Genomic DNA, 15,498 nt, shown 5'->3' with positions numbered 1-15,498 from the left:
GTGGGACCGGTCAGACGTTGTTGGGGGTTCGGGCCAGGCCCGCGTAGATGTCGATGAGCTGCTTGGTGACCACGTCGGGGTGGAAGGTGCGCTCGTAGCGGGCGCGGGCGGCCACTGTCAGCCCGGACGCTCCGGCGCGGGCGACCGGCAGCGCGGCCGCGAGCGCGGCCGGCTCCGGGGCGACCACCCAACCGGCCTCGCCCAGACCGATCCCCGCCGGCATGGCTGACCCGCCGCCGCCCCCGGCGACCGCGGAGGCGACCTCGGCGGGCCCGGTGCCGGCGGGCTCGTGCGGGGCATCGGCCCCGACCAGGTACGGAATGCCGCCCAACGCCGTACCGAGCACCGGCCGGCCGTTCGCCAACGCCTCGATGATCACGGTGGGCAGCACGTCGTGCCACATCGCGGCGGCGATCACCACAGCGCTCGCCTCGACAGCGGCCTGCACGCCGGCCCGGTCGAGCTGACCGAGGTAGACCACGTCGGGTCGCTCGGCGGCGGCTGCCTCCACGAGTGGGCGCAGCTCACCGCCGCCGGCTATCCGCAGCGTGCCCAGCGCACCCACCGGCTGCCGACGCCAGGCGTCCAGCAGCAGGTCGACGCCCTTTTCCGGGGAGAGCCGGGCCATGTAGAGGAACCCGTCACCCAGCGGCGCCGGCCGACCCGGATCGGGTACGGAGTTCGGCTTCACCACGATGTGCTCGTCCGGAATGCCGTAGTCGCGGAGGTGATCGGCGATCGCCGAGGTGAGCGCGATGTACCGATCCACCGAGCGCCAGGTGCCCCTGTGCACGGCCAGGGTGGTCGCCATCAGCGCGCTCTGCACCGCCGAGTCGCGGTAGCAGCGGTGCCTGATCGCCGGCACACCCAACGCCCGACCCTTGCAGTCCTGACAGATCACGCCGTCGCGGAAGTAGATCCCCGACGAGCAGACCTGCCGGTAGTTGTGCACCGTCTGCACCACCGGCACGCCGTGCCGGTGCGCGGTCCGCACCACCCAGGGCGAGATCAGGGGGTACGGGTTGTGCAGGTGCAGAACGTCCGGTCGGTGTTCGGTGAGCAGCCGGCTCAGGTCGTGCTGGGCGCGCGGCGCCCAGATCGGCGAGATCGGCAGCAGCGCCTTCGCCGCCTTCGACATCGACGGGATCTCGTCCGAACTGCGGATGAAGGGCAGCACCTCGACGCCAGCGGCGGTGAGCTGAGCGATCTCCGAGTCGACGATCGTGTTCTCACCGGAGGGCTGAGCTTCCCGGTACCGGTTGTGTGCCACCACGATTCTCACGGGAAAGAAGGCTACCGTTGTGTCGTGCCCGAACTACCGGAGGTTGAGGCGCTCGCGGGTTACCTGCGTCAGCGCGCGGTGGGGCGGCGCGTCGATCGGCTGGAGATTGCCGCGATCAGCGCCCTGAAGACGTACGAGCCGGCGCCGACCGAGGTCGCCGGCCGGGCGGTGGTCGACGCCAGTCGGCACGGTAAGTTCCTCGACGTCCTCTTCGAGGGCGGAGTGCACCTGGTGGTGCATTTGGCGCGAGCGGGCTGGCTGCACTACCGGGAGGCGTTCCCCGCCACCACCCCACTGCGTCCGGGCAAGGGCCCGATCGCGGTGCGGGTACGCCTGGATGACGGTTCCGGCTTCGACCTCACCGAGGCCGGCACGCAGAAGAAGTTGGCCGCGTACCTGGTCACCGACCTCGCGGCGGTCCCCGGGGTGGCCAAGCTGGGCCCGGACGCGCTCGCCGCGGATCTGCCCCTCTTCGCCGAGCGGCTGCGGAGCAGGCGGGGGCAGGTCAAGGGGGTGCTGACCGACCAGTCGGTGCTGTCCGGGGTCGGCAACGCGTACTCCGACGAGATCCTGCACGCCGCGAAGCTGTCTCCGTTCGCGATCACCGATCGGCTCACCGACGCCCAGATCGCCACCCTGCACGCCGCCACCCGACAGGTCCTCGGCGACGCGGTCGAGCGGTCCCTCGGTCAGCGGGCCGCGGAACTGAAGGGCGAGAAGCGCTCCGGGTTGAAGGTGCACGCGCGCACCGGGCTGCCCTGCCCGGTCTGCGGTGACACAGTGCGCGAGGTGTCGTTCGCCGACTCCAGCCTCCAGTACTGCCCCACCTGCCAGACCGGCGGCAAGCCGCTGGCTGACCGTCGGTTGTCTCGCCTCGTACGGTGAGTAATTGCACTTCAGGGCTACGGAGCGGAATCGCCCTCGCTGAGTGGAAGCTCCGGTCCGCCCTTCTCGCCACGCGCGCATCCATCGGTATAGTGGCCCGGTCCCCGGCTTCTGAAATGGTGCGGAGCCGGCCAGATCCCGCCAGCACCGTCGGTCGCCAATCTCCTTCGGGGCGACGACCGGTCGGAGCCCGCGTGGGAGACTGGGACGGTGGGCGACCCGGGCCTTCACGCCGAGTGAGCGGCCCGTGTCATGCGGGAGGACATGGGTGAGGTGACGGCAAGCCTCCAGCGCCCGGTAACCAACGAAGGCCGGAGCAGACTCGTGCGGCACGTCGACAGCTTCGAGATCCAGCCGCCGACGCCGCCGTCCCACAACGGCGTCCCTCGGTCGGCTTGGACGAGGGCGCGACGCCGTGTCTCCCGCTGGCACCGCCCCTACATCGCGATCCTGCTGCTGCTCGACTTCGGCGCTGCGGCGTTCGCCAGCTGGATCGCGATCCAGCTCTTCGACCAGGCTGCCTCCGGGTTCTCCGGCACCCAGCAGGACCCGACGTGGTTCCACACCGTCTCCTACCTGCTGCTCCCGCTCGGCTGGGTGATCATCCTCTGGAGTAACCGGGCCTACGACCGCCGCTACCTGGGGCTCGGCCCGGACGAGTTCAAGCGGGTGATCCGGGCCGGAGTGACGGTCGCCGCGAGTGTCTCGTTCCTCGCCTTCGCCACCAAGACCGAGTTGTCCCGCTGGACGGTCGGCACGGCCCTGCTCGGGGCGCTGCTGCTGATCCTGTGGGGCCGTTTCGTGGCCCGGTGGGCGCTGCACTACATCCGTCGGCGGGCCGGTCAGGCCGCCCACCGGATGGTGCTGGTCGGCACCCTGCCGGAGTGCCTGGAGGTCTACGCGGCTGTCACCCGCAGCCCGGCCGCCGGGCTGATGCCCGTCGCCATCCACATCACCGACGGGTACGCGGCGGCCCGAGGCTTGCCGACACCGGTTCCGGTGTACGCCGGACGCGACGTCCTGGCCCTGGTCCGCGAGGTCGGTGGGGACACCATCGCCGTCTGCGGGTCGGCCAGCGCGGAGCCGGGCGAGTTGCGCCGGCTGGCCTGGCAGCTTGAGGGCTCCGGCGTCGACCTGGTGGTCGCCCCGCAGCTCACCGACATCGCCGGCCCTCGGGTGCACATCCGGCCGATCGAGGGTCTGCCGCTGCTGCACGTCGAGGAGCCGACCCTCTCCGGGCCGGCGCTGCTGGCCAAGAACCTGATGGACCGGGTCGCCGCCGGCCTCGGCCTGCTGCTGCTGAGCCCGCTCTTCCTGGCCATCGCCGTGGCGATCCGGATCTCCGACCCCGGGCCGGTCTTCTTCCGCCAGCCCCGGGTGGGGCACGAGGGGCGCACGTTCCGGGTGTGGAAGTTCCGGACCATGTACGTCAACGCCGAGGACCGGCTGGCCAGCCTGGTCGATCGGAACGAGACCGACGGCATGCTGTTCAAGATGAAGGAGGACCCTCGGGTCTTCCCGGTCGGTCGCTTCCTGCGAGCCACGTCGCTGGACGAGCTGCCGCAGTTGATCAACGTGCTGTGGGGCGAGATGTCGCTGGTCGGGCCCCGCCCGCTACCGGCCGACGACGGTGACTTCCTGGGCGACGTGCGGCGCCGACTGCTCGTCCGCCCCGGCATGACCGGGCTGTGGCAGGTCTCCGGCCGCTCCGACCTGTCCTGGGACGAGTCGGTCCGACTGGACCTCTACTACGTCGACAACTGGTCGCTCGCGTACGACCTGAGCATCCTGTGGCGCACCGTCGGGGTGGTGCTCGCCCGCAAGGGCGCGTACTAGAGGGTTGGCGCGCCGGCTCGCAGGGGCGAGGATCGCTGCGTGGCTGCCAACCTCTCCGCCGTGGTCGGCGTCGTCTCACTCGTCACCGCGCTGACCGCAGCCCTGCTGGCGGTGCTGCGGCTGCGGGCCCGCCGCGGCATCGCCACCGCCACCCAGCGGGCCACCTACGAGGTGCTGCACACCGCCGGCCTGGCCGCCGAGCCGCTGCGAGCGGGGTTGAGCGACGCGGGCGCGGCGAAGGCCGTACGCCATCTGCGGGCGCTGGTCGGCGCGGTCGGGCTGGCGCTCACCGACGCCGACCGGCTGCTGGCCCTCGACGGGCGCGGCACGCACCACGGAGATCAACTGCTCGCGGCGGCCCAGCGGACGGTGGGCACCGGCCGCTCGACAGTGCTGGGTGAGCAGGAGCTGCACTGCGACCGGGTCGACTGCCCGGTCCGCGGAGCGGTGGTCGCGCCGTTGCTGGGGGCGGACGGCCGGGTGGTGGGCGCGCTGGTGGCGGTCGCCGACAGCCCGCCGCCTCCGGGGTTGGTGCAGGCCACCCTGGAGACGGCGCACTGGGCCGGCAACCAGCTCGCCCTGGCCGAGCTGGACTCGTCGCGGGAGCGGCTGGCCCGCGCCGAGATCCGGGCCTTGCGGGCGCAGATCAGCCCGCACTTCATCTACAACGCGCTGACCGCGATCGGCTCGTTCGTACGCACCGACCCGGAGCGGGCCCGGGAGCTGATCCTGGAGTTCGCCGAGTTCACCAGGTACTCGTTCCGGGCGCATGGGGAGTTCACCACGCTGGCCGAGGAGCTGCGGTCGATCGACCGCTACCTGACCATCGAGCGGGCCCGGTTCGGCGACCGGTTGCAGGTGCGGTTGCAGATCGCCCCGGAGGTGCTGCCGGTGACGCTGCCGTTCCTCTGCCTCCAGCCGTTGGTGGAGAACGCGGTTCGCCACGGGTTGTCCCGCAAGCCGGGCACGGGCATGGTGAGCATCGAGGCCCGGGACGCGGGAGCCGAATGCCACATCACGGTGGAGGACGACGGAGTGGGAATGGATCCGACCACGCTGACCGCCGGCATCGCCGAGCTGGCCCGCGGCACCGGCGACCCGGGCGACGACACGGGCCAGCACGTCGGCCTCTCCAACGTCGACGAGCGGTTGCGCTCGGTCTTCGGGGACCGGTTCGGGCTGGTCGTGGAGACCGGGCTGGGCTCGGGCACGAAGGTGAGCATGCGGGTGCCGAAGTTCCACCCTGGCGTGCGGGCAGGGTCGTGAGCGAGCGCACCGGGACGGGCGCGGTGCACGCGTCCGGATTCCTGCGCGTCCTCGCGGTGGACGACGAGCCGCCCGCGCTCGACGAGCTGGCGTACCACCTGCGGGCCGACCCCCGGGTGGCCCGGTTGCACACGGCCGGGGATGCCACCGAGGCGCTGCGGCTGCTGCGCGACGGCGACGTGGACGTGGTCTTCCTGGACATCCGGATGCCCGGCCTGGACGGCATGGAGCTGGCCCGGGTGTTGCGCCGCTTCGCCCGGCCACCGGCGATCGTGTTCGTGACCGCGTACGACGACGGCGCTGTGGACGCCTTCGATCTGGGCGCCACCGACTACGTCCGGAAACCGGTGCGCGCCGATCGGCTGGCCGAGTCGCTGCGCCGGGTGATCGGCTCTCGGGTGGTGCCGTCGCACCCGGCCGCGCTGGCCCGCGCGGAGGAGGACCCGACCATCCCCATCGAGTTGGCCGGCACCACCCGGATGCTGCCCCGCTCGGCGGTGCGGTGGGTGGAGGCGCAGGGGGACTACGCCCGGTTGCACACCGCGGAGGGGTCGCACCTGGTGCGGGTCTCGCTGGCCACGCTGGCGGAGCGCTGGGCCGATGCCGGTTTCGTCCGGGTGCACCGGTCGTATCTGGTGCAGTTGAAGTTGATCGCGGAGTTGCGGCTGGTCAACTCCGGCTACGTGGTGGTGATCGACTCGACCGAGCTGCCGGTGAGCCGGCGGCACACCCGGGAGCTGAAGGACAAGCTGGTCAGGGCCGCGAAGCAGGATTGGAGTCGCTGAGCCGGGAATGGAACCAGCCCTACCGTACGTTGTACGCTAGTTCGTACGACTTCCGGGAGGCTTGCCGTGACCACGACTCCGTTCGACGCCGAATCCGAGTTCGACAGCCAACTCGACCGACTGGTGCAGCTCGGCTACCCCGCTCTCGCCGGGCTCACCGAGAGCGCCTTCCGCGACCTGGTCGCGCCACTGCGGGCCAGGGCGGCCGAGGGCACCGCCGGGCTGCCCGCCCCCACCGACGCCCGGGTCCCGTTCCTGCTGGTGACCACCCGGGAGCTGATCGGGGTGCCGGAACGGGTGGAGCTCACCACAGTGGCCGGCAAGCGCAAGCCCGGCGTCGTCGACCGGAACTACGCCGAGGACGACCTGCCCCGCTTCGACCCGATCAAGGAGCTGGAGGTGCCGGCCGGGCCGGCGTACCTGCTCTTCGACGTCGACCGGGGCGAGGAGTTCCGCAACCTGGCCCCGGCCACGGCCATGGAGGGAATCACCGCGCAGGGCCGGTTGCCGCTGAGCATCGACGAGGGGCTCGCCTTCATCACGCTGCACCCGGCCGCGTTGGCGAGCAACCGGTGCTTCTCGCTGGTCGGCTCCCGCTGCGGCGACAAGCGGGTGCCGGCGCTCTGGATCAGCCAGGGCGCACCCAAACTGGGCTGGTGCTGGTACGGCAACCCGCACACCTGGCTCGGCTCCGCCTCGGCCCGGCCTGAGCGCATCGGGCTGGAGTGACCGCCAGAGTGCACGGATCCAGCGGGGACACCTGCCCGGTCGGGCAATTCCGGAGCCATCGTCGGTGACCTATTCTTCGTGTGCCAACTCCGTACGGGGCGCAGGGTTGGTGCGGGCAGAGCCTGCTCAGGCCGCCCCACCACCCTCACATTGGGACATCGATGCAGCTATTCGAAGCCCGCCGCGTTCTCCTGGCCGGTGCCGTCGTGGCGGCGCTCGTGCTGCCCGGCGCCACCCCGGCCCAGGCCGCGGCGACGGGCGCGGTCAGCGGACGACTGACCACCAGCGCAGGCACGCCCGCCGCCGAAGTCCTCGTGCAGCTCAACGAGAGCGACAGCTACGAGTACGTCGGCTCCACCAACACCGACGCCGACGGCAACTACACGGTCGGCGGGCTGCAGGCCGGCTCGTACGTGGTGGGCTACTTTCCGTGGGAGAAGCCCGAGCAGTACCACCACCAGAAGGACAGCGCGTTCGACGCCGACCCGGTGACCGTCACCGAGGGTGGCACCACCCGGGTCGACGAGCAACTCTTCGCCACCGGCAGCATCACCGGTCGCATCGTGAACACCGACGGCCAACCGGTGGTGGACCTGAGCGTCGACGTTCGGGAGACCGACACGTATGCGCGGGCGTGGGGTCGCACCGATGACCAGGGCCGGTTCACGATCGCCGCCCGACCGGGTCGCTACACCGTGAGCATCCAACCGATCGAGGGCTCCTACCAGGAGCAGTACGTGCCCGGGAAGCTCGACCAGGAGAGCGCCGACGTCTTCGAGGTGAAGGCCGACGAGGCGATCGTGGTCAACGAGACGGCGCTGCCGGCGGGGAGCCTGACCGGCCGGTTCACCACCGCCGCTGGCGCCCCACTCCCGAACGCCGAGGTCAGCATCACCACCGCCAAGTCGTCCAGCGGAGCGTGGACGCAGACCGACGCGAACGGCGAGTTCACCGCGCAACTGCTCCAGGGCGCCTACAAGGTAGGCGTGACCGCCGGTGAGCGACAGCAGTACTACCGCGGCAAGCTGACTCCTGAGGAAGCCAACCTGGTCGAGGTGCGAGGTGGGCAGCAGACGACCATCGCGGACAGCCTGCTCGGCACCGGCTCGGTCACCCTGTCGGCCATCGACTCGGTCACCGGCGCCCCGATCGCAAACTTCTGCGCCCAGTCGATCTGCAGCGACGGCACCGGCACGGTGACCGTCACCGACCTGCCGCAGGGCAGACACACCATCTACCTGGACGCACCGGACAAGCTGCACTTCTCCCGCGAGGTGAACGGGGTACGGGTCACGGCGAACGGCGACACCAAGTTGACCGTGAAGATGCGGCCCGGCGCGGTCATCAGCACCACCATCGTGGACCGGCAGAGCGGCGCGCCTGTGTCGAACATCTGCCTGGACACCTTCCTGCCGAAGCAGGCGTCGCTCCAGGACGGCTACGGCGACTGCAGCGACCGCAACGGCAAGATCCAGGTGGGACCCCTCGCCGCCGGCAGCTACAAGCTCTTCGCGGTGCCGCAACGCGACACCTACGGCCGTCAGTGGGTGAGCGCCAACGGCGGCACCGGCGACGAGCGGGAAGCAGCCGTCGTCACCGCTACCGCCGGTCAGGTCGTCACCGGACCGCAGGTCCGGCTCGACCGGGCCGGCACGGTCACGGGCACGGTCACCGACGTGGCCGGCAAGCCGGTGCCGAACGCCGGCGTGTCGGTGTTGACCGGTCACCCCGGGGTCGGCGCCCAGGACGCCATCACCGATGAGCGCGGCGTCTACACCATCAAGCGCCTCGGGCCGTACGCCTGGCCGCTGGTGTTCGGTGGCAACCCGTACGCCAGCGAGTGGTCCGGCGACAAGCCCAGCCGGTTCACTGCCACTCCGGTGCCGGTGACCGCGGGGGCGGCCGCCACCCACAACGCCCAACTCGACCAGGGCATCGAGCTGACCGGCACCTTCCGTACGCCGGACGGCGCTCCCTTCACCAGTGGGTTCGTCATCGCCCGCAGCGCCGACACCGGCGACATCGCGGGCAACGGTTCGATCAGCGACGGTCGGTTCAGCATTCGCCTCAAGGGGTCGCAGCGGATCTACTTCACCTACAACGTCTCGCTCGGAGATGAGTACTTCGACGGTCGCTACCTGGTGACCCAGCCGGACGGCAGCCGAAAGCTGGCGCTCTTCACCGTCCCGGCCAGCGGCAGCATGTCCGTGGACCTGGTCGTACCGGTCAACTGACGGTTCGGCGCAGCGGGGCCGGCGGCATTGTGCCACCGGCCCCGCTCCGCATCCGCTTTCGCGTGCGTCTGTTGCGACGGGTCAGAAGATGTCGGCCAGCGGCAGGGCGAGAGGGAACGGCTGCTCGGTGCGGTAGACCTCGCCGACCGAAAGAACCGCCTGCTCGCGGTAACCGCCCGCACCGTTCACCAGCACGGTCAGGGTCTGCTTGCGGGGCTCCACCAGCCAGTAGAGCGGAATGCCGACGGCGGCGTACTCGTGACGTTTGAGCACCAGATCACGGCCGGCGTTGCTCGGCGAGATCACCTCGACGACGAGGCGAACGTCGGCCGGGTCGAGCGCGGCGCCGCCGCTGTCCATTGCGCTCTCACTGGCGACGAAGAGATCGGGTACGAAGTACGACGAGCGTTTCGCACTCACCCCGATGTCCTGACCCACGAGCACGCCGGCCGGGGCCTGCCGGTCGAGGATCCGGCGAAGGCGGTTGGCGACCGCGCCGTGGAAGACATCCGCATGGGGGGACACGAGCAGGCTCCCGTCGAAGATCTCGTAGACCTGGTCGTCCTCGGGGAGGCTCTGGAGGTCGTCCACCGTCCAGGCGTCGCCCCAGCCGGGCCGGGCAGGGTTGGTCACCGTCACACCTCCTCTCTACCGGACCACCCTGACAGCTCGGTCGGTTGTCCACAACGAGCCTCCGGAGTTCCCACATGCCAGCCGGCATGATCCCCGAGTTATCCACAGCCCTGAGCGGTTCTCCACAGGTTATTCACAACGCAAACCACTGATCTCCACGGCCGCTCCCTACAGTCAGGACCCATGAAAGAACGCCGGGTACTGGTGGTCGAGGACGAACGAACCATCGCCGAGTCCATCGCCGCCCGACTACGCGCCGAGGGTTTCGCTGTGGAGATCGCGGCGGACGGGCCCAGCGCGGTCGCGCAGTTCCACGCCGTACAGCCGGATCTCGTCGTCCTCGACGTGATGCTGCCGGGCTTCGACGGCCTGGAGGTGTGCCGCCGGATCCAGGCTGGCCGGGCGGTGCCGGTGCTGATGCTCACCGCACGGGACGACGAGACCGACCTGCTCGTGGGGCTGGCGGTCGGCGCGGACGACTACCTCACCAAGCCGTTCTCGATGCGGGAACTCACCGCCCGGGTGCATGTTCTGCTGCGCCGGATGGAGCGTGCCGCCGCCACTCCCGCGCCGCCCGCCATCCGCCTCGGCGACATCGAGATCAACGAGGCCGAGCGACGGGTCCGCCGGGCCGGGGCGGACGTGCACCTCACCCCGACCGAGTTCGACCTGCTGGTCCACCTCGCTGGTCGACCCCGCACTGTGCTCCCCCGGGAACGGCTGCTCGCCGACGTCTGGGGATGGGGCGACGGGAGCGGCACCCGCACCGTGGACAGCCACATCAAGGCTCTGCGCCGCAAGCTGGGCGCCGACCTCATCCGCACTGTGCACGGCGTCGGCTACGCCCTGGAGCTGCCGTCATGACGGCGACAGTGCTCACCCGGCTGGACCGGGTGCTGGAGCTGCTGCCCCGACCGCTGGACCCGGTGCGCTCGATCAAGCTGAAGCTGGGTGTGCTGCTGGTCGCCTCCGGGGCGGCCGGGCTGGCGTACTTCTCGTACGGCATCGGCTGGCCGCCGCCGATCACCTCGGCCACCGCCATCGCCGTCGCACTGCTCACCTCGCAGGTGCTCGCCCACGGCATGACCTCGCCGTTGCGGGACATGACAGCGGCCGCCGGCGCGATGGCCCGCGGCGACTACACACGTCGGGTACGCGCCACCTCCCGCGACGAGGTCGGCGAGCTGGCCCAGGCGTTCAACAAGATGGCGGAGGATCTGCACGCCGCCGATCAGCGTCGACGCGAGCTGATCGCCAACGTCTCGCACGAACTGCGTACGCCGATCACCGCGTTGCAGGGCGTGCTGGAGAACATGGTGGACGGGGTGGCCGACCCCGAACCGGCGGCGCTGCGTTCGGCGTTGGCCCAGACCGAACGGCTCGGGCACCTCGTCGCCGACCTGCTCGACCTGTCCCGACTCGACGCCGGGGTGGTGCCGCTGCGGCGCGTACGCATCGACGTGGGGGACTTCCTCGACGAGGCGGTGGAGCACGCCATCGCCAGCGCGTCCGGCGCCGGCCTGGACGTGCGCTTCCAGCTCCGCGACCTGCCGGCACCGCTGATGGTCCACGCGGACCCGTGGCGGCTGCACCAGGTCTTCGCGAACCTCCTCGACAACGCGGCGCGACACAGCCCACCCGGCGGCACGGTGCGGGTGAGCGCAGAGGAGCACGGCGACCAGCTCCGCTTCGAGGTGAGTGACGAGGGCCAGGGCATTCCGCCGGCCGAGCGTTCCCGGGTGTTCGAGCGGTTCACCCGCGGGGACCGGTCGGCCGGTGGTGGGACCGGTCTCGGCCTGGCCATCGCCCGGTGGGTCGTCGAACTGCACGGCGGTCGGATCGGTGTCCTCGATCCCGCCGGGCCGGACCGGGGTGAACGGCCCGGCTGCCGCATCCAGGTCACCATCCCGTGCGACGGGCCATACCGAGAAGGGGCCGCATGACCAGCCCCGGCAGCACCCCACTCCCGGCCACCGGGCCGACGGAGCCGGCGCAGGTCGCCCCAACCGTCAGGCCGGGACCGGCGGCACCGCCGGCGGCCGGTCGGCCCGGGGAAGCTCCGGCCCTGCCCCGGCCGCCATCGATGATCGCGCGGCGCTGGCCGGGGCCATCCGGCGATGCGGGGCCGAGGGTGCTTGCGGCGTCGACGGCGGCGGCAGTCGTCGGCGCCTCGGTGCTCACGATGGTTCGTCCGGGCCTCGGCTGGCTGGTCGCCGCGCTGGCCGGCACGGCCGCCCTCAGCACCGCCGCCGTCGTCAAGTCCAGGGCGTCCTCCCCGGTTGCGGGCCACACCGAGCCGACCGGGTCGACCGGGTCGACCGGGCCCGGCACCGCAACCGGCGCCGAACCCGCCCGTCCCGGTGCCACGGGGGCACCGGGGCGGGTGGCGCAGGCCGCCTGGGCTGCCGCGACGGTCGCGTTGGTCGCCGTCGGCACGTTCCGGGCCGCCGGTTGGCTCTTCGTGCTCTGCCTGCTCGCAGCGGTGGGGACGGGGACGCTCGCGGTGACCGGCGGGCGAAGCCCGCTCGGAATGCTGGTCGCCGCGACGCTGCCACCGGCCGCGATGGTACGAGCGCTCCCGTGGGCGGTACGCGGAGTGCGCAACAACCGCCCGGCGGGGTCGGGGATCGGGTTCGGACGCATAGTGACCAGCCTGGCGGTGTCCGCCGTCCTGCTGACGCTGTTCGGGCTGCTCTTCTCCTCCGCCGACGCGGTCTTCGCCAACCTGGTCGGCGGTCTGCTGCCCGACATCGCGCCGGCCGGTGTGATCGGCTGGTTGTTGCGGCTGATCCTGATCGGCGGTGGTCTGCTCGGTGGCGCGTACCTGGTCAGCCGCCCACCCGACCTGGAGGGCCTGCGACCGGCGTCGGCACGGCCGGCGCACCGGCTGGAGTGGACCCTCCCGCTGGTGTTGCTCGACGCCCTTTTCGCGGTGTTCGTGCTGGTCCAGCTGACGGTGTTGTTCGGCGGGGCGGGGCACGTGCTGCGGACCGCCGGGCTCACCTACGCCCAGTACGCCCGCGGCGGCTTCTGGCAACTGCTCGCCGTCACCGCGCTCACCCTGCTGGTGATCGCGATCGCCGCCCGCCGGGCGCCGAAGGCCACCCGGGGGGACCGCCTGCTGGTCCGGGTACTGCTCGGGACGCTCACCGCCCTCAGTCTGGTGATCGTCGCCTCGGCGCTCTACCGGATGCAGGTCTACGCCGACGCGTACGGTGCCACCCGGCTGCGGCTCGTCGTGTCGACAGTCGAACTCTGGCTCGGGCTGCTCTTCGTCCTGGTCGGGGTTGCCGTGACGCGGTTGCGGGCCGACTGGCTCCCCCGGCTGGTGGTCGGCACCGCGGTGCTGGCGCTGCTCGGGTTGGCCCTTCTCAACCCGGATCGGCTGATCGCCGAACGGAACGTCGACCGGTATCTGGAGACCGGCCGGTTGGACGTCAGCTACCTGTCCGGGCTGTCGGCCGACGCCGTACCGGCCCTGGACCGGCTGCCCGAGCCGATGCGGTCCTGTGCGCTGGGGGAGATCGCCGCCGAGCTGCCCCGGGACGGATTCTGGGCGACGAACGTCGGCAGGGAACGCGCCCGGCGGGTTCTCGACACGATCCCGGTGAACGCCAGCGTGACCGACTGCCCCGGGTTACGACGCTGGTGAGCGTGAACGCTTGACAATCGCGTACGGCGGGCGAGACTGCCGGGGTGGCCAAGCAACTCCCTGACGTGGGGTCGAGCGGTGCGGTACCGCCGCCCCGGCGGTCCCGGATCGTGCTGGCCGAGATCACCAGGCAGGACACCCGCGCCGAGCGGACCCGCGCCGAGCTGGCCCAGCAGACCCAGGTCGGCGAGGCGCTGGTCCGCGGCCTCGTCCGGGCCCAACTCGCGCTGGCGCTGCGGCTGTCCCTGGTGGTGGCCATCGGGTTGGGCGGCCTGCCCTGGCTGTTCGCGATAGCGCCCTCGCTCGGCCGGACCACAGTCGCCGGCGTCAACCTGCCGTGGTTGCTGCTCGGGGTTGCCTCCTTCCCGTTCCTGATCGCCGTGGGCTGGGCGTACGTGCGGCTGGCCGAGCGCAACGAGCAGGACTTCACCGACCTGGTGCAACGGCCGGAGCGCTGAGTGGGCAACGACTTCGTGGTCCCGGCCATCGTCGCGGTCACCCTGGTCACCGTCGGGATCGGCTTCTACGGGCTGCGGTTGGCCCGGACCACGTCCGACTTCCTGGTGGCGTCCAGGGCGATCAGTCCGACCTGGAACGCCGCCGCCATCGGCGGGGAGTACCTGTCGGCGGCGAGCTTCCTCGGCATCGCCGGCCTGGTCCTCAAGTACGGCGTGGACGTGCTCTGGTACCCCGTCGGGTTCGCCGCCGGCTACCTGGCCCTCCTGCTCTTCGTGGCCGCGCCGCTGCGCCGCTCCGGTGCGTTCACCCTGCCCGACTTCTGCGAGCTGCGGCTGGGGTCGCGTCGACTCCGCATCCTGGCCACCGCCTTCGTGATCTTCATCGGTTGGCTGTACCTGGTGCCGCAGCTCCAGGGCGCCGGGCTGACCCTGGCCACTGTGGCCGGCTCCCCGTACCCTCTCGGCGCCCTGCTGGTCGCGGCCGTGGTCACCGCCAACGTGGCGCTGGGCGGCATGCGCGCGATCACCTTCGTGCAGGCGTTCCAGTACTGGCTCAAGCTGACCGCTCTCGCCGTACCAGTGATCTTCCTGGCCCTGCAGTGGCAGGCCGACGGCCGCCCGGCGGTGACCCCACCCGACGGGCCGACGTTCCGGGCCGCGACCACCGTCGTGGTCGAGCATCGGGCGACCCTCACCCTGCCCGACGGGAACATCCGGGAGGTACGCCCCGGCGACGAGTTGACCTTCGCCGCCGGTGATCCGGTGCCGGGCGTCTCCGGGGTGGCCACCGACGCCAGCGACTGGTTGCTGCCCAGCGCCGCCGGTGACGACGACCGGGGCCTGTTCGCCACCTACTCGCTCATCCTGGCCACCTTCCTGGGCACCATGGGTCTGCCGCACGTGCTGGTGCGCTTCTACACCAACCCGGACGGCGCGGCGGCCCGCCGGACCACCCTGGTCGTGCTGGCGTTGGTCGGCGCGTTCTACCTGCTGCCCACCCTGTACGGGGTCCTCGGCCGGATCTACACCCCGCAGTTGCTGCTCAGCGGCCAGACGGACGCGGTGGTGGTGCTGCTACCCGAAGCGGCCCTGGGTGACGGCCTGGCCGGGCGGCTACTCGCCGCGCTGGTCGCCGCGGGCGCCTTCGCGGCGTTCCTCTCCACCTCGTCCGGCCTGCTCACCAGCGTCGCCGGGGTGATCTCGACGGACGTGCTCGGTCGGGGCTCGGTACGCGGGTTCCGGCTGGCCACCGTCATCGCCGGTGGCGTGCCCGCGGTGCTGGCGCTGCACGTCTCCGGGTTGGACGTGTCGCAGGTCGTCGGGCTGGCCTTCGCAGTCGCCGCGTCGAGCTTCTGCCCGCTGCTGGTGCTCGGCATCTGGTGGCGTGGGCTGACCGACGTGGGCGCCACCGCCGGCGTGGTGGCCGGTGGTGGCGCGGCGATCGGCGCGGTGCTGGTCACAGTGCTCGGCCCACCGCTGTCCGGCTGGCCGGCCACGCTCATCGCGCAGCCGGCCGCCTGGACGGTGCCGCTGGCCTTCACAGTGATGGTCGCCGTGTCGATGGCGACCCGGAGGCGAGCCCCGGCCGACATCGCCGCCACCATGCTTCGCCTGCACACCCCGGAAGCCCTGCGCATGTAGTGATCCAGGCCGCCACGCGTCTCTTGCTCGGAGCCTTGTCCGCCTCGGGGATGATCGCGGGTCCGCCCGTCGCCGGACGGCGGAACTGGCGATCGAC

Annotated in this window: 13 protein-coding genes; 11 read left to right on the top strand and 2 right to left on the bottom strand. The window is 71.5% G+C overall.

Features of this window, described 5'->3' with window-relative positions; all coding sequences use genetic code 11:
• Positions 1-10: 10 nt before the first annotated feature.
• Positions 11-1,282 (bottom strand): glycosyltransferase, encoded by a 1,272-nt coding sequence (locus tag ABZS40_RS15460; RefSeq protein WP_354943902.1) that lies wholly within the window; start codon positions 1,280-1,282, stop codon positions 11-13.
• Positions 1,283-1,306: 24 nt separating this feature from the next.
• Between ABZS40_RS15460 and ABZS40_RS15455 the strand changes: the two genes are divergently transcribed.
• The 6 genes from ABZS40_RS15455 (at position 1,307) to ABZS40_RS15430 (ending at position 9,017) form a co-directional block, all read left to right on the top strand.
• Positions 1,307-2,167 (top strand): DNA-formamidopyrimidine glycosylase family protein, encoded by an 861-nt coding sequence (locus tag ABZS40_RS15455; protein ID WP_238681619.1) that lies wholly within the window; start codon positions 1,307-1,309, stop codon positions 2,165-2,167.
• Between the two features lie 264 nt (positions 2,168-2,431).
• Positions 2,432-4,003 carry a sugar transferase gene (locus tag ABZS40_RS15450; RefSeq protein ID WP_354943955.1) on the top strand — a complete coding sequence of 524 codons (1,572 nt, stop codon included), beginning with the start codon at positions 2,432-2,434 and terminating at the stop codon, positions 4,001-4,003.
• A gap of 39 nt (positions 4,004-4,042) precedes the next feature.
• The gene (locus tag ABZS40_RS15445) at positions 4,043-5,269 is read left to right on the top strand and encodes a histidine kinase (protein ID WP_354943901.1); all 1,227 of its coding nucleotides are present in this window, start codon (positions 4,043-4,045) and stop codon (positions 5,267-5,269) included.
• A gap of 23 nt (positions 5,270-5,292) precedes the next feature.
• Positions 5,293-6,054, top strand: a complete 762-nt coding sequence (locus tag ABZS40_RS15440) for a LytTR family DNA-binding domain-containing protein (RefSeq protein WP_354943954.1) — start codon at positions 5,293-5,295, stop codon at positions 6,052-6,054.
• Between the two features lie 66 nt (positions 6,055-6,120).
• Positions 6,121-6,783, top strand: a complete 663-nt coding sequence (locus ABZS40_RS15435) for a DUF5701 family protein (RefSeq protein ID WP_354943900.1) — start codon at positions 6,121-6,123, stop codon at positions 6,781-6,783.
• A gap of 161 nt (positions 6,784-6,944) precedes the next feature.
• Complete coding sequence (locus ABZS40_RS15430; protein ID WP_354943899.1) at positions 6,945-9,017, top strand: carboxypeptidase-like regulatory domain-containing protein; 2,073 nt, start codon at positions 6,945-6,947, stop codon at positions 9,015-9,017.
• 81 nt (positions 9,018-9,098) lie between these two features.
• Here ABZS40_RS15430 and ABZS40_RS15425 read toward each other — a convergent pair whose 3' ends face one another.
• Positions 9,099-9,650, bottom strand: a complete 552-nt coding sequence (locus tag ABZS40_RS15425; RefSeq protein WP_354943898.1) for a Uma2 family endonuclease — start codon at positions 9,648-9,650, stop codon at positions 9,099-9,101.
• A gap of 183 nt (positions 9,651-9,833) precedes the next feature.
• On the opposite strand from ABZS40_RS15425, the gene ABZS40_RS15420 reads away from it, so the two are divergent.
• From ABZS40_RS15420 to ABZS40_RS15400, 5 genes are all read left to right on the top strand, one after another.
• The gene (locus tag ABZS40_RS15420) at positions 9,834-10,514 is read left to right on the top strand and encodes a response regulator transcription factor (protein WP_354943897.1); all 681 of its coding nucleotides are present in this window, start codon (positions 9,834-9,836) and stop codon (positions 10,512-10,514) included.
• Complete coding sequence (locus tag ABZS40_RS15415) at positions 10,511-11,593, top strand: HAMP domain-containing sensor histidine kinase (protein ID WP_354943896.1); 1,083 nt, start codon at positions 10,511-10,513, stop codon at positions 11,591-11,593. Before ABZS40_RS15420 ends, ABZS40_RS15415 begins: the two co-directional genes overlap by 4 nt.
• 239 nt (positions 11,594-11,832) lie before the next feature.
• Complete coding sequence (locus ABZS40_RS15410) at positions 11,833-13,302, top strand: DUF4173 domain-containing protein (RefSeq protein WP_354943895.1); 1,470 nt, start codon at positions 11,833-11,835, stop codon at positions 13,300-13,302.
• Between the two features lie 44 nt (positions 13,303-13,346).
• Positions 13,347-13,760, top strand: a complete 414-nt coding sequence (locus ABZS40_RS15405; RefSeq protein WP_328651696.1) for a hypothetical protein — start codon at positions 13,347-13,349, stop codon at positions 13,758-13,760.
• Entirely contained in the window at positions 13,761-15,401 is a 1,641-nt protein-coding gene (locus ABZS40_RS15400; protein ID WP_354943894.1) for a cation acetate symporter, read from the top strand.
• Positions 15,402-15,498: the final 97 nt, after the last annotated feature.

This window comes from Micromonospora sp. NPDC005324 (genome assembly GCF_040607155.1).
In the GTDB taxonomy this organism is placed as follows: Bacteria; Actinomycetota; Actinomycetes; order Mycobacteriales; family Micromonosporaceae; genus Micromonospora; species Micromonospora trifolii.
Note: the sequence above shows the minus strand (reverse complement) of the source record. Positions and strands in the feature narration are given on the sequence as shown.

Bases quoted from the DNA above. Each gene is read 5' to 3' on its own strand.
- ABZS40_RS15430 (WP_354943899.1), top strand. From the start codon at position 6,945: ATGCAGCTATTCGAAGCCCGCCGCGTTCTCCTGGCCGGTGCCGTCGTG.
- ABZS40_RS15410 (WP_354943895.1), top strand. From the start codon at position 11,833: ATGGTTCGTCCGGGCCTCGGCTGGCTGGTCGCCGCGCTGGCCGGCACG.
- ABZS40_RS15420 (WP_354943897.1), top strand. From the start codon at position 9,834: ATGAAAGAACGCCGGGTACTGGTGGTCGAGGACGAACGAACCATCGCC.
- ABZS40_RS15450 (WP_354943955.1), top strand. From the start codon at position 2,432: ATGGGTGAGGTGACGGCAAGCCTCCAGCGCCCGGTAACCAACGAAGGC.
- ABZS40_RS15415 (WP_354943896.1), top strand. From the start codon at position 10,511: ATGACGGCGACAGTGCTCACCCGGCTGGACCGGGTGCTGGAGCTGCTG.